General features: G+C 71.7%; 18 protein-coding genes. 7 read left to right on the plus strand and 11 right to left on the minus strand.

What is annotated here, in order from left to right; all coding sequences use genetic code 11:
• Position 1: 1 nt before the first annotated feature.
• Positions 2 to 1294 (minus strand): adenylosuccinate synthase, encoded by a 1293-nt coding sequence (locus tag DK427_RS01805; RefSeq protein WP_109949765.1) that lies wholly within the window; start codon positions 1292 to 1294, stop codon positions 2 to 4.
• 237 nt (positions 1295 to 1531) lie between these two features.
• Here DK427_RS01805 and pepN point away from each other — a divergent pair, with 237 nt between their 5' ends.
• The gene (gene pepN / locus DK427_RS01810; protein ID WP_109949766.1) at positions 1532 to 4144 is read left to right on the plus strand and encodes an aminopeptidase N; all 2613 of its coding nucleotides are present in this window, start codon (positions 1532 to 1534) and stop codon (positions 4142 to 4144) included.
• A 169-nt stretch (positions 4145 to 4313) separates the two neighbouring features.
• A complete protein-coding gene (locus DK427_RS01815; protein ID WP_109949767.1) occupies positions 4314 to 6662 on the plus strand; it encodes a PAS domain-containing sensor histidine kinase in 2349 nt (782 codons plus the stop codon).
• Positions 6663 to 6723: 61 nt separating this feature from the next.
• Here the strand turns inward: DK427_RS01815 and DK427_RS01820 are convergent, their stop codons facing one another.
• Positions 6724 to 7839, minus strand: a complete 1116-nt coding sequence (locus DK427_RS01820) for a hypothetical protein (RefSeq protein WP_245930758.1) — start codon at positions 7837 to 7839, stop codon at positions 6724 to 6726.
• Between the two features lie 65 nt (positions 7840 to 7904).
• Positions 7905 to 8228, minus strand: a complete 324-nt coding sequence (locus DK427_RS01825) for a hypothetical protein (RefSeq protein ID WP_109949769.1) — start codon at positions 8226 to 8228, stop codon at positions 7905 to 7907.
• Positions 8229 to 8489: 261 nt separating this feature from the next.
• Here DK427_RS01825 and DK427_RS01830 point away from each other — a divergent pair, with 261 nt between their 5' ends.
• The 3 genes from DK427_RS01830 (at position 8490) to DK427_RS01840 (ending at position 11596) form a co-directional block, all read left to right on the plus strand.
• A complete protein-coding gene (locus DK427_RS01830; RefSeq protein ID WP_245930759.1) occupies positions 8490 to 10388 on the plus strand; it encodes a PAS domain-containing sensor histidine kinase in 1899 nt (632 codons plus the stop codon).
• Between the two features lie 76 nt (positions 10389 to 10464).
• Positions 10465 to 11169 (plus strand): peptidoglycan-binding domain-containing protein, encoded by a 705-nt coding sequence (locus tag DK427_RS01835; RefSeq protein WP_109949771.1) that lies wholly within the window; start codon positions 10465 to 10467, stop codon positions 11167 to 11169.
• A gap of 85 nt (positions 11170 to 11254) precedes the next feature.
• Positions 11255 to 11596: a DUF1491 family protein gene (locus DK427_RS01840; RefSeq protein WP_109953937.1), complete on the plus strand. Its 342-nt coding sequence runs from the start codon at positions 11255 to 11257 to the stop codon at positions 11594 to 11596.
• A 246-nt stretch (positions 11597 to 11842) separates the two neighbouring features.
• Here the strand turns inward: DK427_RS01840 and flhA are convergent, their stop codons facing one another.
• Positions 11843 to 13990: a flagellar biosynthesis protein FlhA gene (gene flhA / locus DK427_RS01845; RefSeq protein WP_109949772.1), complete on the minus strand. Its 2148-nt coding sequence runs from the start codon at positions 13988 to 13990 to the stop codon at positions 11843 to 11845.
• A gap of 171 nt (positions 13991 to 14161) precedes the next feature.
• On the opposite strand from flhA, the gene DK427_RS01850 reads away from it, so the two are divergent.
• Together DK427_RS01850 and DK427_RS01855 are read left to right on the plus strand one after the other, a co-directional pair.
• Positions 14162 to 14467, plus strand: coding sequence for a hypothetical protein (locus tag DK427_RS01850; protein ID WP_109949773.1), 306 nt, complete (start codon positions 14162 to 14164; stop codon positions 14465 to 14467).
• 34 nt (positions 14468 to 14501) lie between these two features.
• A complete protein-coding gene (locus DK427_RS01855; RefSeq protein WP_245930760.1) occupies positions 14502 to 15260 on the plus strand; it encodes a general stress protein in 759 nt (252 codons plus the stop codon).
• A 99-nt stretch (positions 15261 to 15359) separates the two neighbouring features.
• On the opposite strand, the gene DK427_RS01860 is transcribed toward DK427_RS01855, so the two are convergent.
• The 7 genes from DK427_RS01860 to DK427_RS01890 all read right to left on the minus strand — a co-directional run bounded on the left by DK427_RS01860 (position 15360) and on the right by DK427_RS01890 (position 19656).
• On the minus strand, positions 15360 to 15845 hold the full coding sequence (locus tag DK427_RS01860) for a F0F1 ATP synthase subunit B family protein (protein WP_204165312.1): 486 nt from the start codon (positions 15843 to 15845) through the stop codon (positions 15360 to 15362).
• A gap of 20 nt (positions 15846 to 15865) precedes the next feature.
• The gene (locus DK427_RS01865) at positions 15866 to 16441 is read right to left on the minus strand and encodes a F0F1 ATP synthase subunit B family protein (RefSeq protein WP_109949775.1); all 576 of its coding nucleotides are present in this window, start codon (positions 16439 to 16441) and stop codon (positions 15866 to 15868) included.
• A 186-nt stretch (positions 16442 to 16627) separates the two neighbouring features.
• Positions 16628 to 16855 (minus strand): F0F1 ATP synthase subunit C, encoded by a 228-nt coding sequence (locus DK427_RS01870; protein ID WP_066922442.1) that lies wholly within the window; start codon positions 16853 to 16855, stop codon positions 16628 to 16630.
• A gap of 59 nt (positions 16856 to 16914) precedes the next feature.
• On the minus strand, positions 16915 to 17670 hold the full coding sequence (locus DK427_RS01875; protein ID WP_109949776.1) for a F0F1 ATP synthase subunit A: 756 nt from the start codon (positions 17668 to 17670) through the stop codon (positions 16915 to 16917).
• A gap of 81 nt (positions 17671 to 17751) precedes the next feature.
• The gene (locus tag DK427_RS01880) at positions 17752 to 18132 is read right to left on the minus strand and encodes an AtpZ/AtpI family protein (protein ID WP_109949777.1); all 381 of its coding nucleotides are present in this window, start codon (positions 18130 to 18132) and stop codon (positions 17752 to 17754) included.
• Positions 18133 to 18323: 191 nt separating this feature from the next.
• Positions 18324 to 18968: a thioredoxin domain-containing protein gene (locus DK427_RS01885; RefSeq protein ID WP_109949778.1), complete on the minus strand. Its 645-nt coding sequence runs from the start codon at positions 18966 to 18968 to the stop codon at positions 18324 to 18326.
• 103 nt (positions 18969 to 19071) lie between these two features.
• Entirely contained in the window at positions 19072 to 19656 is a 585-nt protein-coding gene (locus DK427_RS01890; protein WP_425452525.1) for an NAD(P)H-dependent oxidoreductase, read from the minus strand.
• Positions 19657 to 19690: the final 34 nt, after the last annotated feature.

The following is a 19690-nucleotide window of genomic DNA, read 5'->3' on the forward strand; positions in this document are numbered from 1 at the left end:
CCTAATCCTCGAAGGGGTTGTGCATCAGGATGGTGTCGTCGCGCTCCGGCGAGGTCGACAGCAGGGCGACGGGCGCCCCGATCAGTTCCTCGATCCGGCGCACGTACTTGATCGCCTGGGCCGGCAGCTCGGCCCAGGAGCGGGCGCCCGCCGTCGTCTCGCTCCAGCCCGGGATCTCCTCGTAGATCGGCTCGACCCGTCCTTGAGCGGCCTGGCTCGCCGGCAGGTGGTCGATGGTCTGGCCGTCGAGGCGGTAGCCGGTGCAGATCCGGATGGTCTCGAAGCCGTCGAGGATGTCGAGCTTGGTCAGCGCGATGCCGTGGATCCCTGAGGTCCGCACGGTCTGGCGCACCAGCACCGCGTCGAACCAGCCGCAGCGGCGCTTGCGCCCCGTGTTGACGCCGAACTCGCGGCCCTTCGCGCCGATCGTCTCGCCGATCTCGTCGAACAGCTCGGTCGGGAACGGGCCCTCGCCGACGCGGGTGGTGTAGGCCTTGGCGATGCCCAGCACGTAGCCGATCGCGCTCGGACCCAGCCCCGAGCCGGTCGCGGCCTGGGCGGCCACGATGTTGGAGGAGGTCACGAACGGGTAGGTGCCGTGATCGACGTCGAGGAGCGCGCCCTGCGCGCCCTCGAACAGGATGCGCTTGCCGTGGCGGCGCTCCTCGTCGAGCAGCGCCCAGACCGGCGCCACGTAGGGGAGGATGGTCGGCGCGATCGCCTTCAGCTCGCCGAGCAGCGCCCCGGCATCGACCTCGTCGATGCCCAGGCCGCGCCGGAGCGCGTTGTGGTGGGCGAGCAGGCGCTCGATCTTGGCGGGCAGCGTGTCGGGGTCGGCGAGGTCGACGACCCGGATGGCGCGACGGCCGACCTTGTCCTCGTAGGCCGGGCCGATGCCGCGCTTGGTCGTGCCGATCTTGAGGCCGGCATTCGCGGTCTCGCGGAAATGGTCGAGCTCGCGGTGCAGCGGCAGGATCAGGGTGGCGTTGTCGGCGATGCGCAGGGTCTCGGGCGAGATCGCCACGCCCTGCTGCTGGATCCGCGCGATCTCGTCCACGAGATGCCAGGGATCGACCACGACGCCGTTGCCGATGACCGAGAGCTTGCCGCCGCGCACCACGCCCGAGGGCAGCAGCGCCAGCTTGTAGGTGACGCCGTCGATGACGAGGGTGTGGCCGGCATTGTGCCCGCCCTGGAAGCGCACCACGATGTCGGCCTGCTCCGAGAGCCAGTCGACGATCTTGCCCTTCCCCTCGTCGCCCCACTGGGCGCCTACGACGACGACGTTCGCCATGCGTGCCTTCGATCCGTGAGTTGTGCCAGCGGACGATAAGCCGGCTTGTGCGCGGGTAACCCGTTGCCGTGAGACCCTTTCCGCGATCCGGCCCGGGAAATCAAGCAAGCGCCCGCCAGGCAGCGGTGCATGGGGGCCGGGACGGGACGGGATAGGGGAACGGACGGCCCGCGCGACAGACGCGCCGGGGCCGCCTAGAAGATCGGAGGAACCCGGCCCGAGCGGAGACCCGAGACGATGCGCACCGAGACGCCCCCGCTGATCCACCTCGCGGATTACCGGCCGAGCGATCACCTGATCGATCGGGTCGATCTCGACGTGCGGCTCGATCCGCACCGCACCCGGGTCACGGCGGTTCTCGCGGTCCGCCCGAACCCGGGCGGTGAGCCGGGCGCGCCGCTGCGCCTCGACGGCGACGACCTCAGCCTCATCGCGCTCGACCTCGACGGCGCGGCGCCCACGCCGGGCACCGTCACGGCGGGCCCGCAGGGGCTGGAGATCGCCGGGCCGCCGCAGCGTCCCTTCACCCTGACGGTGGTCACCGAAATCGATCCCACCGCCAACACGAAGCTGATGGGGCTCTACCGCTCGGGCGGCGTCTACTGCACCCAGTGCGAGGCGGACGGATTCCGGCGCATCACCTACTTCCTCGACCGGCCCGACGTGCTCTCGGTCTACACCACCCGGATCGAGGCCGACGCCGCCGAGGCGCCGGTGCTGCTCGGCAACGGCAACCCGGTCGAGAGCGGCACGGTCGCGGGCACCGGCCGGCACTACGCCGTCTGGCATGACCCGCACCCGAAGCCCGCCTACCTGTTCGCGCTCGTCGGCGGGCGGCTGGACAACGTCGCGACGACCTTCCGCACGATGGAGGGCCGCGACGTCCGGGTCGCCGTCCATGTCGAGCCCGGCAAGGCGGAGCGCGCAGCCTACGCACTCGACGCCGTGGTGCGCTCGATGCGGTGGGACGAGGAGGCGTTCGGCCGCGCCTACGACCTCGACGTGTTCAACGTGGTTGCCGTCTCGGACTTCAACATGGGGGCGATGGAGAACAAGGGCCTCAACATCTTCAACGACAAGTACGTTCTCGCCTCGCCCGAGACCGCGACCGACGCGGACTACGCGGCGATCGAGGCGATCATCGCGCACGAGTATTTCCACAACTGGTCGGGCAACCGCGTCACCTGCCGGGACTGGTTCCAGCTCTGCCTCAAGGAGGGCCTGACGGTCTTCCGCGACCAGGAATTCTCCTCCGACATGCGCTCGCGGGCGGTGCACCGCATCGCGGAGGTGCGGGCCCTGCGCGCCCGACAGTTCCCCGAGGATGCCGGGCCGCTGCGCCACCCCGTGCGCCCGACGGCGTATGCGGAGATCAACAACTTCTACACGGCGACCGTCTACGAGAAGGGCGCCGAGATCGTCCGCATGCTCAAGACCCTGCTGGGGCCGGAGGCCTTCCGGGCCGGCATGGACCGCTACTACGCCGACAACGACGGGCGCGCCGCCACCGTCGAGGATTTTCTCAAGGCCTTCGAGGCCGAGAGCGGGCGGGATCTCGCCGGCTTCGCACAGTGGTATGGCCGGCCCGGCACGCCGACGCTCTCGGCGACGGGGCGCTACGACGCGGCGGCGCAGAGCTACGACCTGACCCTGGCGCAGAGCCTCGACGACGGCGAGCCCCTGGTGATCCCGGTGGCGCTCGGCCTCGTCGGCGCGGGGGGCGCCCTCGACGGCGCGGTCTGTCCGGAGGTGCGGGACGGGGTCTACGTGCTGACGGCCCGGGAGGCCACGCTCCGCTTCGCGGATGTGCCCGAGCCTCCGGTGCCCTCGCTCCTGCGCGGCTTCTCGGCGCCGGTGCGGCTCCGGGCCGAGCTGGCCCAGGCTGACCACCTGCGGCTGCTGGCCCACGACACCGACCCATTCAACCGCTGGCAGGCCGCGCAGAGCGTCGCGCACGGGCTGATGCGCGACGGCGGCTCCCCGGCCGCCTTCGCGGAGGCCTTGGGCCTCCTGCTCGACCGCGAGGGCGCGCGCGACTCGGCCTTCGCCGCACTGGCGCTCGCGATCCCCGGCGAGGGCGAGGTCGCCAACGAGATGCGCGCGGAGGTCGATCCCGACGCGATCCACGCCGCGCGGACGGCGCTCCGGCGCGATCTCGGACGGGCGCTGCGCCCGCGCCTCGATGCGCTCTGGGAGGCGCTCACGGAAGCGCCCAGCGCGCTCTACAGCCCGGACGCGGCGGCGGCGGGGCGGCGCGCGCTGCGCAACGCCGCCCTTGACCTCGTGGCGGCGGGCGACCCTGAGACGGGCGCCGCCCGCGCCGGGGCGCAGATCGAGGCGGCCACCAACATGACCGACCGGCTGGCCGCTTTGGGCACACTGGCCCTGATCCCCGGCGAGGCGCGCGAGGGCGCGCTCGCCGCCTTCGCGGAGCGCTACGCGGACGAGCCGCTCGTCCTCGACAAGTGGTTCGCCATCCAGGCGATGATCCCGGAGGACGGCACGCTCGCGCGCATCGCGCGCCTGAAGGAGCACCCGGCCTTCGCGATGACGAACCCGAACCGCGTCCGGGCCCTCGTCGGCTCCTTCGCCTTCGGCAACCCGACCCAGTTCGCCCGGGCGGACGGGGCCGGCTTCGCCCTCGTAGCCGACACCGTGGCGGCCCTCGACCGGACCAATCCGCAGGTCGCCGCCAAGCTGCTCACCGCCTTCGGATCCTGGCGCAAACTGAGAAAATCGCGCGCCTGTCAGGCCGAGGAAATCCTTAACCGGATCAAGGCGATCCCGGGCCTGTCGCGGGACGTAGGGGACATCGCGGCGCGCAGCCTTATGCCGGTTAACCAATTGTAAACCATATCGAAACTGGCGGCGGGGCGAATCGGCCACAGGCTCTCCGTGTCAAGGCGGAGTCTGAAAAATCCGTGGACAATCGCGGAGCCTGCGAGGCATATTGAATCCAGATTCGGGACGGCGCCGCGCGCCTCCCGAAGCCCCGATTCCCCCTGGACGAGGTCCGGTCATGCCGGAGGCGGCTTCCGCTTCCCTCTCCGCGCGCGCGGATACGATCCTGGGCGTTCGCTGGCCGGCCCGCGCCAGGAGCGGGCGTCTCGCCCGGGTCGAGGCCGGCCTGCGCTACGCCATCCCGGTCCTGCTCTCGTGCTTCCTGGCCTGCCTCGTCGGCCTCAGCGTGGTCCACGTCCGCGGCGAGCGCACGGAGATCGTGGCCGCCGCGACGACTGAGATCGAGGCCGCGCTCCGCCTCGCGGTGCTCCCGGGCCGCGCGCCCGACCTCGGGACGCTCGCTGCGGCCCAGGCCCGTGCTGGACGGAGCCTGCTTCTGGTCGCCGCCGACGAGCGGATCCTCGCGGCCCACCCGCCGCTGCCCGCCGGCACGGACCGCCTTGAGCAGGCGATCGGCAGGGCCACGGCACCGATGACCCCCGGTCAAGGCACCGGTGTCTTCGATCTGACGCTCCCGAACGGCGAGGCGGCGCTCGCCGCGATCCAACAGCTGCCCGACGGGAGGCGTCTCGCGATCGTGCAGGAGCTCAAGCCGTTGCTGGCGGGGTGGCGCGAGCGCAGCCGCGACCAGACTGTCCTGATGGGTGCCGCGATCCTCGTGATCCTCGGCGTGGCAGTGGCCTACGGACTGCAGAGCCGCCGGGCTCAGTCGGCCGACCGGGTCTGCGAGCAGATCCGCCAGCGCCTCGACATCGCCCTCGGCCGTGGTGGCTGCGGCCTCTGGGACTGGGACATCCCGCGCGGGCGGATCTACTGGTCGAACTCGATGTACGCGCTCCTCGGCTACCGGCGCGAGCACGAGTTCCTCTCCTTCGGCACCGTGAACGCCCTGGTCCACCCCGACGACGGCGACCTCTACAGCCTCGCCCGGGGGTTGGCGGCCAACCAGACCACGGTGGACCACGCCTTCCGGATGCGCGGCGCGGACGGCGCCTATGTCTGGCTGCGCACCCGGGCCGAGGTGGTGCCGGACTCGGCCGACGGCGGCAGCCACCTCGTCGGCATCGCCATCGACGTGAGCGAGCAGCACCAGCTCGCCGAGACCAGCGCCACCGCCGACATGCGCCTGCGCGACGCGATCGAGGCGATCTCCGAGGCCTTCGTGCTCTGGGACACCGGCAACAAGCTGGTCCTGTGCAACTCGAAATTCCGCCACCTGCACGCCCTCAATCCGGAGGATGCGCAGCCGGGCCGCCGCTACGCCGATGTGATGAGCCGGGGCATGCTGCCGCAGATCCGGCGCGAGATGCCCGAATCCGGCGCGGCCACCGCCCGCACCTTCGAGGCCGAGCTGACGGATGGACGCTGGCTGCAGATCAGCGAGCGCCGCACCAAGGATGGCGGCTACGTCTCGGTCGGCACCGACATCACCAGCCTGAAGCGCCACCAGGAGCAGCTCGTCGCTTCCGAGCGGGAGCTGATCGAGACGGTCAAGGACCTCAAGCGCTCCCGCCGCACCCTCGAGGTCCAGACCCAGCAGCTCGCCGACCTCGCCGAGCGCTATCTCGACCAGAAGGCCACCGCCGAAACCGCGAGCCAGGCCAAGTCCGATTTCCTCGCCAACATGAGCCACGAGCTGCGCACACCGCTCAACGCCATCATCGGCTTCGCGGACGTGATGGCCAGCGAGGTGTTCGGCCCCCTCGGCTCCCCGCGCTACACAGATTACTGCCGCGACATCGGCGAGAGCGGGCACTACCTGCTCTCGGTCATCGACGACATCCTCAACATGTCCCGCATCGAGGGACACCGCGTCCGCCTCGCCCCGCGCGAGATCCCGGCCGATCAGGCGGTCGGAGCCGCCCTGAAGCTCGTCGCCGAGGCGGCCCGGGCGAAGTCGCTGCATGTCGGCCTCGATATCGCGCCGGACCTGACGGTGCTCGCCGACGAGCGCGCCCTGCACCAGATCCTGACCAACCTCCTGCAGAACGCCGTGAAGTTCACCGCCGCGGAGGGCAGCGTGATGGTGCGCGCCCGCCGGGCGGGCGACTGCACGCACATCTTCGTGGAGGACACGGGCATCGGCATCCCGCGCACCATCCTGCCGCGGCTCGGCCAGCCCTTCGTGCAGGTCGAGGCCAACATGACCCGCAGCCACAAGGGCTCGGGCCTCGGCCTCGCCATCGCGCGCTCGATGGCCGAGTTGCACGGCGGTTCCCTGAGGATCCGCTCCGAGGTCAACCAGGGCACGATCGTGCTGGTGCGCATGCCCGCACCCACCGCGGAGCGCCTGGCCCAGATCGCCGCCGCGGAGGCGCCCGACACGGGCGCGCAGGAGACGGTCGCCGCCCTGCGCGAGGCCGCGGGCGCCACGCGCCGCCGCGAGATGGCCCGCGCGGCGATCTGAAACGGCGCGGGTCCCCTCTGCCGCGCAGGGAGGGCACCCGATCACAGATAGGCCGGCGGTCTCAGCGCAGGTAGATCACGCTGTAGAGCGTGCGCCGCAGCTCCTCCTCCCAGAGCCAGATCCGGCCGTCCTCGCAGCGCTCGCGGATGCCGGGCCGCATGTGGGCGCAGTAGGCGCCCGTGTTGTCCTGCACCCGGTACTGGCAGCGCCCGCCGACCCGGCGGCGGGCCACCACGGTGCTCGAATGGTCGGCGGCGACGTCCGGGTCCTTCGGGTCGCGCGCCTCCAGGATGTACCAGCTGTAGCCGATGGTGGGCGCCCGGCCCCGGTCGAGGGCGTAGTCAACCATCGCGAGCATCCGCTCGATCCGGCCCCGCGACGGCACCGTGCCGGTCTCGAGCATCTCCATGAACTCGAGCTGGTTCGAGGCCACGCGGTAGGAGACGGGCAGCAGCGGCACGGGCGAGGGCCGGCGCCGGCACAGCGCCGCGACGCGCCGCATCCAGGCGGCGTTGAAGGCATCGGCCCGGCGGCTGCGCAGCCGATCCACCGTCGCGCCGGTCGCCCGGAAGCACTGGTTCGGCGCCCGCACATAGGCACCGTAGCGCTGCGCATGCAGGAAGCGGGTGTGGTGCGCGTAGCCCTCGTGCGAGGGCAGGTCGCGCTCGTCGCAGAGCCCGTCGAGGTTGTAGAGCAGCGCCGCCGCGTCCTCCTCGCCGCCCTCCAGCTTGTCGAAATAGGGCTCGCGGCCCGGGTTGCGGGTGGGGTCGATATCGACCGCGTTGCGGCTCCAGGCGATGTCCTCGCGGTAGCGCGGATGCGAGCGCAGATGCGCGGCGATGCGCGGATCGGCGAGCGCTGCCAGCCGCTCGGGATCCGCGAAGTAGAACTTGGTGGCAACATCGAGCGGCGAGACTGCCTGCCCGACCCGCTGCGAGATCATGTCGGCGGTGGCGTAGGCGAAGCAGATCGCGCTCTCCCCCTGCCCCACCGGGATGTCGGCCGGCCGCGGCGAGATCTGCACGCCGCCCGGCAGGGCGTGCGTGGCCGGCGGCATCGCGATCCGCACAGCCGGGCAGCCGGGGCTGCGGGCGTAGCGGGGCGCAGCCGGCAGCAGGCCCCCGGCGCTGGCCGGGCCGGCGAGCGCGATCAGCAGCGCGCCGACAACCCCGCGCACCCCGCATCCCCCGACCATCCGCAACGCTCCCCCGACACTCCGCCGGCCCTATAGCACCGCCGCACTCAGCGCGCCTCGATCCCGCGCCAGGCCGGGGCGCGGTCGGTCGCCGAGAGGGTGTCGCGCGAGGCGGGTTCGGGCAGCTCCGGGACCGGCTGGGCGGCGCGCCGGATCAGCCCGGCCAGCGCCTCGCGGGCGACGCGCTCGCGGGTCTCGGGCGGCAGAGCGGCGGCACCCGCCTGGATCGCGGCCGGCGCCGCCGCGGCGAGAGCCGCCGCCACCGCGTCAGCGGAAGGCAGCGCGGGGGCGGCGGTGCCGGGCTCGCCGCGCTTCAGAGCAAGATAGGAGAGCACGCCGATCACCAGCAGGGCGCGCAGCAGGAAGGACATGGGCTCGTCCTCGTGAAGGTCCTGAGCAAGATCGCGCGACCCTGGCGCCCCGGATCTGAAACAGGCCTCAACGCGGCGCCCGAATCCTTCGACATGGTGAATACGTCCCCGCTGGTCCGGGACGGCCCCGGTTACCTGCCGGAAAGCATCCCGGGCGATCGGCGAAGCCGGGCAACATTCGTTTAAGCGCACCCTGCGACGGTCGGCCCGTCGTTCGAAGTCGAGCCGGGGACGCCGGGGCCGAGAGGTCCAGCGTTTTGCGTGTCAGTCTTGCGTATCAAAGATGTTCTGCCCTCGCTGATCGACGCGCGCCTCGCGGGCCTCGTGCACGATTCCGTGCAGGACGAGGCGGTGCGCTTCCGCCACGAGCGCTTCCTGATCTCCCGGCTGGCCACCGGCGCCGTGATGATGGCGGCGCTTCCGCCCTACCTCGTCTGGCGCGGCGTGCCCTCGGTGATCGAGGGGCTCGCGGTCGCGAGCCTGCTCCTGCCGGTGCTCGCCGCCGTGATCCTCGCGCGCACCGGCCACCTCTGGGTGGCGCACGCGGTCTCCTCCGCGGGGCTCACCGGCCTCGTCGTCTGCCTCGCCGGCCTCACGGGCGGCGCGGGCTCGGCCGCCGCGGTCTGGCTGGTGGCGGTTCCCCTGGAGGCGGCGGTCTCGGGCTCGAAGCGCTCGGCGATCTCGGCGGCGGCCATCGCGGCGCTCGGCGCGCTGGTGGTCGCCTGTGCGGGGAGCTGGATGCCGGCCGTCCCGGTCCTCGACGTGTCCTCCGCCATCGCCATGCCGGTCTTCGTGATCACGGCGATCGGCCACGTCGCGGCCCTGCTCATCGATCACCTGCGGCAGGAGCGCCGGGTCCGGCAGCGCCTGCAGGACAACGAGGCGCGCGATCGCATGCTGCTCTCGGCGATCGACGACCTCGTCACCTGGCACGACGCCAACGGCCGCGTGATCGAGGCCGGCGCCTCGGCGACCCGCTTCCTCGGCGTCGAGGCCGGCGCGCTGCGGGCCCACGGTCTTCTGGAGCGCGTGCACGTTGCCGATCGCCCGGCCTTCCTGCAGGCACTCAGCGACGTCGCTGCGACCGGCCGGCCCGCGACCGTGCCGTTCCGCCTCCACGTGGAGCCTGCGGCGGGCCGGGCGGACGGCGCCCGCCTGATCCACGCCGAGATGCGCGCCCACCCGATCGCGCGCCCCGGCGAGGCGCATGCGGGCGTGGTGGCCGTCACCCGCGACGTCACCGAGCACCGTCGCCACGCGGAGGAGCTGGAGCGCGCCCGCGCCGAGGCCGAGCGGGCGGACGAGATCAAGAGCCGGTTCCTGGCCAACGTCACGCACGAGCTGCGCACGCCGCTCAACGCCATCATCGGCTTCTCGGAGGTGCTGGGCGGCGCGGGGGCCGGAACGCTCGGTCCCGAGCAGGCGCGGGACTATGCGGGGATCATCGCCACCTCCGGCCGCCACCTGCTCGACGTGGTGAACTCGCTCCTCGACATGAGCCGGATCCAGAGCGGCAACTTCGACTACGCCCCCGAGCCGGTCGACGCCGCCGAGCTCGTGCGCAGCTGCTGCGACCTGATGCGGCTGCGCGCCGAGGCGGCCGGCATCACCCTGGTGCCGCCGCCGGCGCTCGGCCCGGTCGAGATCACCGCCGACCCGCGCGCCTGCCGGCAGATCGTGATCAACCTGCTGTCGAACGCCGTGAAGTTCACCGCGCGCGGTGGACGGGTCGAGGTCGCCCTCCGGGGCAGCGCGGCGGGACTCGACATCGCCGTTTCGGACACGGGTGCGGGCATCCGCGAGGCCGACCTGCCCCGTCTCGGGACGCCCTTCTTCCAGGGCGGCGGCAGCGACTACAAGCGGACGCACGAGGGCACGGGCCTCGGCCTCTCGGTGGTGCAGGGCCTCGTCGGCCTGCACGGCGGCTCGATCACCATCGAGAGCGCGCCGGAGATCGGCACGAGCGTGACCGTGACGCTGCCCCGGCTCTGCCGCCCAGTCGGCGCGCCCGCCGCCCCCGCCCCGGTCTCGACCTCGGTCCGCCGGCTCGCGCCCGTGCGCGCCGTCTCGGCCGGGCCGGTGGTGCGCCTGCCGCTCGGCCTGTTCGAGGCGGCGCCGGCCGGAACCGACGCCCCCCTTCCCCTGCGACGTGCCGGCTGAGGGTGAACCACCGCGAGAGGCCCCGATCCCGAAGGTTTAGAGCCTTGGGATCGGGGCCTTGCCATGAGGAGTGAGGATGCGCGACTATCGCGAGATCAGCGTGGCGGGCGACGAGCGGTCGCCCCGGCGGGATGCAAGCCCGCGCCGCCCCGCGCCCCGGCGCCGGCCGGCCTCGACCGACTGGCGGGCGCTCGCCCTCTCGGGCCTCGGCGGGACCGTACGCCTGTGCCGGGCCCAGCCCGGCAGCGTGCTGGGCTCGCTGGCGGTGCTGGGCGCCGTCACCGCGGTCTGCGTGAACGCGCTGGGCTCCCAGGCAGGACGCCACCCGGCCCCGATCCTGCCGAAGCCCGCCCTCCGACAGGAGGCCCGACAGGAGGCCCGACAGGAGGCCCGACAGGAGGCCGCCGCGAAGGCGCAGCCTGCGCGGGAGGCGGCCAGGGCCGCACCCGAGCGCCCCGCGGAGATCGCGCGCGCGCCCGAGCCCGTCCGCGCCGAGGCGAGGCCGGAGCCGCGCCGGGAGGGACCGAAGCCCGACCCGATCGCCGCGCTGATCCGCTCCGACGAGACCACGGCCTCGGTGACCCCGAAGGACACCTCCGTGCTCCAGGCCCAGCGGGCCCTGAACAAGCTCGGCTACGGCCCGCTGAAGGCGGACGGCCTGATGGGTCCGGGGACCCGGGCGGCGATCGAGAAGTTCGAGCGGGCCGCCAAGCTGCCCGTGAAGGGCGAGCCGGCGGGCCGGACATTGCGCGAGCTGTCGCAGAAGGCCGGACAGGGTTGAGGTTGGAGCCGGGTCGCAGGCCCGGTTCGCAGGGTTGCATCGCCGCGCGGCGGCGCGCATCCCGGCGCGTCCCGAGGAGTTCCCGATGCCGCGCCTGCGCTCCGACTTCTTCGTCTCCGCCCATCTGCGCCGCCTCGACGTGGCCAACATCCCGGCCGTGCTGCGCCGCCGCGGCGCCGCTGAGGCCGGCGCGATCTTCGTGAAGGTGGACCGCCTCGACGGCAGCGCCGACCTCTACGGCCCCGCCCCCCAGGCCCTGTTCGACGACGAGAGTTCGGGCGATCGCCGCTTCAGCCCGCTCCTGCAGGGCGCGACGCCGCTCGACGTCGAGGAGCGCCTGGCGAAGGAGCTGCGCTTCGACTCCGATCTCTGGATCATCGAGATCGACGACCGCGCCGGGCGGCATTTTCTGGATCTGGCGGAGTGAGTGGCTTCCGGCTGAACGCCCCCAGGAAGCGGCTCCCCCCTCCTCCCCGCACGCGGGGAGAGGCCTGTCCGCACCTTGTCGTGCGGACAGGAAGCGGAGGCGAAGCCGCAGCGACGGTGAGGGGGCGGATCCGGAAGGGCCTCCACGGTCGAAGCCCCCTCACCGTCGCCTGCCGGCTCGCCACGCTCCCCGACAAGGGGGAGACGTGGCCCTCTCCCCCCGCGCGGGGAGAGGGGTTGTCCGTCCTCAGATCGATCCCACCGTCCGCAGGCGCGCCCGCGGGTGGATCTCGGCCTGGCTCATCACCGGGGTCTCGCGGCGGAAGCGCTCGATGATCGAGCGCACGAAGGGCCGCGACTGCGCCGAGGTGACGAGGACCGGCATCTCGCCCTGGCGCGCCGCCTGCTCGAAGCGGTCGCGCACCGTGTTGACGAACTCCGAGAGCTTGGACGGCTGCATCGCGAGGTAGCGCTCCTCGCGCTCGCCCACGATGGAATCGAGGAAGGCCTGCTCCCAGGCCGGCGACAAGGTGATGATCGGCAGCATGCCGTCCGGGCCCTGGTACTGCGCGCAGATCTGGCGGCCGAGGCGGGCGCGCACGTGCTCCACGATGTCGCGCGGGTTCTTCACCGCGCCCGCCACCTCGGCGACGCCCTCCACGATCGCGCCGAGATCGCGGATCGAGACCCGCTCGGAGAGCAGGAACTGCAGCACGCGCTGGATGCCGGTGGTCGAGATCTGGGCCGGCACCACCTCCTTCAGGAGCTCGCCGTGCTCCTTGGGCAGCTCGCGCAGCAGCTTCTGCACCTCGACGTGGTTGAGAAGCTCGGAGACGTGCGCCTTGATGATCTCGGTGAGGTGCGTCGAGACCACGGTCGCCGCATCCACCACCGTGTAGCCCTTGAGCTGGGCCTGGTCGCGAAGGCCCGCGTCGATCCAGGTCGCGGGCAGGCCGAAGGTCGGCTCCAGCATGTGCTGGCCGGGCAGCTGCACCTGCCCGCCCATCGGGTCCATCGCCATGAACTGGCCGGGGAAGATCTTGCCGGTGCCGGCCTCGATCTCCTTGACCCGCACCACGTAGGCGTTGGCCTCAAGCTGGACGTTGTCGAGGATGCGCACCGAGGGCATCACGAAGCCGAGCTCGGCCGCGAGCTGGCGGCGCAGCGCCTTGATCTGGTCGGTGAGCCTGTCGCCGGCCTCGCCATTGACGAGCGCCAGCAGCGCGTAGCCCATCTCCAGTTTCAGGTCGTCGAGTTTGAGGAGGTCGGTGACCGTCTCCTCCTTGGCGGCGGCCGCGGCGGCGGGGTCGGCGGGCTTGCCCTCGGCGTCGAGGGGTGGGGCCTCCTTGGCGGTCTTGGCGATGCGCCACGCCGCGTAGCCGGCGCCGCCCGAGAGCAGCAGGAAGGGCAGGATCGGCATGCCGGGCAGGAAGCCGATCAGGATCATCACGCCCGCCGACATGCCGAGCGCCTTCGGGTAGTGCGCGAGCTGCTTGCCGAGCGCCTTGTCGGCCGAGCCCTTCACGCCGGCCTTCGAGACCAGGATGCCGGCCGCGGTCGAGACGATCAGCGCCGGCACCTGGGAGGCGAGGCCGTCGCCGATGGTGAGCAGGGTGTAGCTCTTGGCGGCCGCACCGAAGGGCATGCCCTGCTGCGCCACGCCGATGATGATGCCGCCGATCACGTTGATGAAGGTGATGAGCAGCGCCGCCACCGCGTCGCCGCGCACGAACTTCGAGGCGCCGTCCATGGCGCCGAAGAACGAGGATTCCTCCTCCAGCGCCGAGCGCCGAGCCTTCGCGGCCTTCTCGTCGATCAGTCCCGCCGAGAGGTCGGCGTCGATCGCCATCTGCTTGCCGGGCATCGCGTCGAGGGTGAAGCGCGCCGCGACCTCGGCGATGCGGCCCGAGCCCTTTGTGATGACGACGAAGTTCACGATGATCAGGATCGCGAAGACGATGATCCCGATGACGAAGTTGCCCCCCATCACGAAGTTGCCGAAGGCCTCGATGACGTGGCCGGCCGCCGCCGTGCCCTCGTGGCCGTGGCCGAGGATGAGGCGCGTCGAGGCGAGGTTCAGCGCCAGCCGCAGCATGGTGGCGATGAGCAGCAGCGTCGGGAAGACGGTGAATTCGAGCGGGTTGTCGATGAACAGGCCCGTCATCATGATCAGCACCGACATGATGATCGAGACGGCGAGCAGGAGGTCGAGCAACACCGCCGGCAGCGGGAAGATCAGCACCGCCAGGATGCCCATCACGGCAGTGGCGAAGAACAGGTCCGAGCGCTTCGACAGCGCCTGGAAGTCCCCGCGATTGGGCATCGTGAAGCCGGAGAGCGCGCCGCCGAGGCCGCCCATCCCACCCTTCGCCGGCACCGCCGCCGTCTCGCTCATGCCGGTCGTCTCGCACGCCCACGTCCGCACCGGGCGGACCCGGCAAGTTTTGCCGGGCGCATAGTTAGCGGGCCGTTAACCGGAACCCCGATGCGCGCCCTGGGCTTGAGACGGGACAGGCCGCCGCCGCGGGACCGAGGGGTCCGCCGGCCCCACGAGGACCGTCACCCGATGCGCAGCCCGCTCCTTCCCGCCGCCCTCCTGGCCCTCGCGGTCACCGGCGCGTCCGCGCAGACGACGAGCCCGGCAGCGCCCGAGGCGCCGCCGCACGGACAGGGCGCGGTCGGCGAGCCGCTCCAGCCCGGCGCCAACAGCTTCACCGAGGCCCAGGTGCGCGAGCGCTTCGCCAAGATGGGCTTCGGCGAGATAACCGACCTCAAGAAGACCGATCAGGGCATCTGGCAGGGCATCGCGACCCACGCGGGCAAGCAGGTTCGGATCGGCATGGATTACCGCGGCAACGTCGCCGCCCAGTAGCGGCGGCCTGCCCCAGAGAGACCGGAGACATCCCATGGCCACACGCGCCGTCACGGCCCTATTCGACGATTACGAGGCGGCGGCCCGCGCCGTCGACAAGCTGGAGGCCGAGGGCATCCCACACGGCGACATCAGCATCGTCGCGAGCGATCCCGAGAACCGGATCGGCGGGCGGACGCCCGCCGCCCGTCCCGCCGCCGAGGAATCGGACGCGGCGGACGGGGCCGGCACGGGCGCGACGCTCGGCACGGTGCTGGGCGGCGGCGCCGGCCTGCTCGCAGGTCTGGGCCTTCTGGCCATACCGGGCGTCGGCCCGGTCGTGGCGGCGGGCTGGCTCGTCGCCACCGTGACGGGAGCCGGCGTCGGCGCAGCGGCCGGCGGCCTGATCGGCGGCCTCACCGGCGCCGGGCTCAGCCAGCACGAGGCCGAGACCTACGCGGAGGGCGTGCGGCGCGGCGGCACGTTGGTGACTGCGCGCGTGGACGACGGGCTGGCCGACCGGGCGCTCACGATCCTCGACAAGCACGGCTCGATCGACCTCGACGAGCGCGCCCAGGGCTGGCGCGCCGAGGGTTGGACCGGCGGTGGCGCGACGGACGGGACGGCGTCCAGCAGCGCCAGCGCCCTGGGCACGGCCAGCGCCGCGGGCGCGGCGTCCGGGGGCCTCGGTGATCCGAGCGCGCCCGCGACCGGCGGCCTTCCGAAGACGACCGACGTGGCGCGCGAGGAGCCGGGCCGCCGGACGGGCACCGCCTCGGTGCCGGGCCAGACCCACGGCGCGACGACGCGCTGAGATTTCGCGGCGAGGCCCTGACCCGGACGCTGCATCGCATCCGAAAACGAAAAGGGCCGCCTGTTCGGGCGGCCCTTCATCGATTTCCTATCTGGACCTTCAGGCCCGCAGGCGGGTCCGCACCTCGCCGAGGCTGGAGCGGATCAGGTTCTGGGCGGCGTCGCCCTGCATGCGCTCGCGCAGGATGGTCTCGGAGACCTTCACGGCGGCATCCGCCGCGGCTGCGCGGACCTGGGCCTCGGCCTGGGCCTCCGCCTGGGCGATCTTCGACTCGGCGGCCTTGGTGCGGCGGGACACGAACTCGTTCAGGCGCTGATGGCCCTCGGCGGCGGCGCGCTCGGCCTCGGCGCGGGCGCTCGCCACGATCGCCTCGGCCTCCTTCTCGGCCTCGGCGCGGCGGCGCTTGTAGTCGGCCAGCACGGCGGCGGCCTCCTCGCGGAGGCGCTTGGCCTCGTCGAGCTCGTGGCGCACGCGCTTGGCGCGGCTGTCGAGCCCCTTGGTCATCGCGCCGAACGCTCCGGCCTTGGCGGCGAGCGCCAGGAAGACCACGAAGGCGACGAGGACCCAGAATTCCGCGGTGAGCAGCATGGTTGTGATGATCCTACTCAGTGCGCGGTGGCGTTGAGGGCGCGCTCGACGCTGGCCTGATCGGGGGCCTGGCCGGTGAGGCGCTCGACGATGGCGGTCGCGGTCTCGCCCGCGATGGTGCGGACGTTGCCCATCGCCTGCTCGGTGCGGCCGCGGATGGTGGCCTCGGAGGCGGCCAGCCGCTGGTTCAGCTCGCCTTCCAGGGACTTGCGCTTGGTCTCAGCCTCGGCCGTGAGCGCGTTGCGGGTCTCCTGGGCGATCTCGCGGGCCTTGCCCTGCGCGTCGCGGAGCGACTTCTCGTAGGCCGCGCCCGCGGTGTCGGCCTCGGCCTTCATGCGCTGGGCCTCGTTGAGGTCGGCGGAGAGGCGGGTGGCGCGGTCGTGCAGGATGCCCTGGATGCGCGGCAGGGCGACCTTCGACATCAGGTAGTAGAGCAGGCCGAAGGACAGCGCGAGCCAGACGATCTGCGCCAGGAAGGTGTGCGTCTCGAAGGGCGGGAAGGCGTGCTGGTTGGCCGGGTGCAGGATCTCGCCCTTGCCCGCGTAGGTGTCGGTCCCGGGCGGCGGGGTGGTGAGGGGGTTCGGCTGCGCCATGGTCCCGTCCTGAAAGCGATGTCAAAGCAAACGAGCGCCGGCTTGTCTCGGCCGAGCGCCCGGTGTCTCTCGCGAAGCTCCCGCCGCGTCGCCGCGGCCGGAGGAGGATCCGTCGGGATCGGGAGCTTTGCGAAGAACACCGGAGCCGTCGCCGCGGCGGGGCCGCGGCGACGGAACGGGACCGCCTCAGACGGCGAACAGGAGCAGCAGCGCGACGAGCAGCGAGAAGATGCCGAGCGCCTCGGTCAGCGCGAAGCCGAGGAGCAGGTTGGTGCGCTGGCTGTCGGCGGCCGAGGGGTTGCGAAGCGCGCCGGCGTAGAACTGGCCGAACAGGTTGCCGAGGCCGATGCCCGCGCCCGCCATGCCGAGGCAGGCGAGACCGGCGCCGATGTACTTCGCAGCGACGGGATCCATGAGTAACTCCTGAGGTTTCGAACGATTTTCGTTGCGCGGAGGGAGGCCGGCCGAGAGTCTCAGTGGCCGGGGTGAAGGGCGTCGGCGAGATAGACCGCCGTCAGCGTCGCGAAGACGTAGGCCTGCAGGGCCGCCACCAGGAATTCCAGGGCCGTCAGCGCGATCGTGAGGAAGAGCGGGAGCGGGGAGAGGATGCTCCAGGCGCCGGCGAGCAGGAGCTGCGCCACGAAGAAGGCGAAGATCTTCAGCGCGATGTGGCCCGCCAGGATGTTGGCGAAGAGACGGACCGAGAGGCTGATCGGGCGCGAGATGAAGGAGACGATCTCGATCGGCACCATGATCAGCAGGAGCGGCTTGGGCACGCCCGCCGGAATGAACAGGCCGAGGAAGTGGCTGCCGTGCTTCATCACGCCGTAGATCACGACCGTCGAGATCACCAGGAAGGCGAGGCCGAAGGTGATGATCAGGTGGCTGGTGACCGCGAAGGCGTAGGGGATCATCCCGAACAGGTTCAGGACGAGCACGAACATGAACAGCGAGAAGACGAGCGGAAGGAAGCGCTGCTCCTTGTCGCCGGTCGCCTGGTGCAGCGTGTCGGCGATGAACTCGTAGAAGACTTCGGCCAGCGCCTGCATGCGGCCCGGCACCACCGAGCGGCCGGCGGTGGCCACGATGGTGATGAAGGCGATGACGCCCACGGCGGCGAACATGTAGAGCGCCGACTGCGTGAAGGCGATTTCCTGGTTGCCGATATGGCCCAGGGAGACGAGCGGCTTCAGCTCGAACTGGTGGATCGGGTCGATGCTGGCCGCCATGCTCTTGCTTCTGCTCCCTCGCGCACCCGGGCGGCCTTGAGCGGCCCGCCCCGGGCGGCTAACCCGAATCCGTGTCGACCCTCAAGGGCCTTTGCGATCTTTTGGGCCCCCGGGGCCGTTCGTCCCCGAGAAGCCGGACAGGCGCATGATGTTGTAGACGCCCGTCACGAAGCCCAGCAGCACGAAGACGATCATCCCCCAGGGTTTCGTCCCGAGGAAATGGTCGAACAGCCAACCGAGGATCCCGCCCGCGATGATGGCGGCGATGAACTCCGTAGAGAGCGTCATCGCCTGCCCGAGGGAGGAGTGCGCGGACGACCCTGGACGCGGCGAATGATCGGGAGCGGCGGCGGGCCGCTTCCGGTCGATCTGCGTCTCGAGACGTCTGAGCCTCGCGGAGAGTTCGCTATCCGTTGGCGCCCGGTCTCCCCGCCCCTCGCCCTCGCTGTCGTTGCCGCTCACGGCGCGACCTCACAGTGTCGAGAGGACCCGGAAACTAGGCTTGCCCCCTTCAAGCGCGGCGCACCATAGTTTCGCCCCCATGGCGTGTCAAGGCGCAGCCAGCATCAACCAAGCCTTTGCGAAGATTGATGTTTTGGAGCTTTCCGGGGTCCGCGAGCATGGCTAGCTCCCGGATAAGCTGAGCCGGGCGATCAGGAGCCGAGGATCGGCTTGATCACCTTCTCCATGCCCTCGATCGTCATCTCGCCCTTGTAGCGCTCGCCGTTGATGAAGAAGGTCGGGGTGGAATCGACCTTGAAGGTGTCGAGGCCGCGCTGCTTCGTGGCGTTCACGCCGTCGTAGAGCTTCTGGTCCTTGAGGCAGGCTTCGAACTTCTCCTTGTTGATCCCCGCCTGGCGCAGCATCTGCTCCAGGGCGTCGACGGGCTTCTGCTGGAAGGCCCAGGCGGGCTGCTGGTCGAAGAGCAGGTCGGTGATGGGGTAGTACTTCGCGTCGCCGTCGCAGCGCGCCAGCATGAAGGCCGCGGTGGCGAGCGGGTCGAGCGGAAACTCGCGCAGGGTGAAGCGCACCTTGCCGGTGTCGATGTAGCGCTCCTTGAGCGCCGGCCAGGTGGTGCGGTGGAAGGCGGCGCAGTGCGAGCAGGTCATCGAGGCGTACTCGATGATCGTGACCTTCGCGTCCTTCGGACCCAGCCAGACGTCGCCGAGCGGGCCCGGCTGCATCAGCGCGGCGGCGTCCACGCCCTGCGCCAGGGCGGGCAGGCCGAGCTTGGGCAGAATGACGGCCGCGCCGACGGCGAGCCCGGTGAGTTTCAAAGCGTCGCGCCGCGTGATCATGTCGTGACTGGCTCCGCTGCTGGTCGGACGATCTCCCGGCCTGCGGTAGCGGGGCATCCCGCCGCTTGCAAGGCGACGAATCGCGGCGCGGGAATCCGGGCTGCTACGCCGCCGGGGCCGAGGAGCGCCCGGTCTGGGCCTGTCCCACCTCGATCAGGGCGGCGAGCTCGCCCGCCGCGGCGCGCACGCGCTCGGCCACGGCGGCGTCGGCGACTCGGTACTGATCCATCTCGGCGGTGCAGGCGTAGACCGAGGTCGGCGCGATGTGGGCGGCGAAGAAGCCGAAGAGCGGGCGCAGGCTGTGCTCCACCACCAGCGCGTGGCGCAGCCCCCCGCCGGTCGCTGTCAGCGCGACGGGCTTGCCCGCGAGCGCCTCCGGCCGGACGAAGTCGAAGACGTGCTTGAACAGGCCCGCGTAGGAGCCCTGGTAGACCGGTGTGCCGACGATCAGGGCGTCGGCTTCCTCGATCGCCTCGACGAGGCGCCTGGCCGGCAGAGGCAGCTCCTCGCGGCCCGCGACGACGAGGCCCGCGCCAGCGTCCACGAGATCGCAGACCGTCAGGTCGATGCGGCGCAGGCGCGCGAGATCCGCTGCCACGGCCTCGACGAGACCGCGGGTGCGGGAGGGCCGGCTGGCGCTGGCCGAGAAGGCGACGACGCGGGGCAGGGACACACGGGTCAGGGACACTCGGCTAACCTCCGGTCTGCCCGAGACGATCCCT

The sequence above is a fragment of the Methylobacterium radiodurans genome (assembly GCF_003173735.1).
Taxonomy (GTDB): domain Bacteria; phylum Pseudomonadota; class Alphaproteobacteria; order Rhizobiales; family Beijerinckiaceae; genus Methylobacterium; species Methylobacterium radiodurans.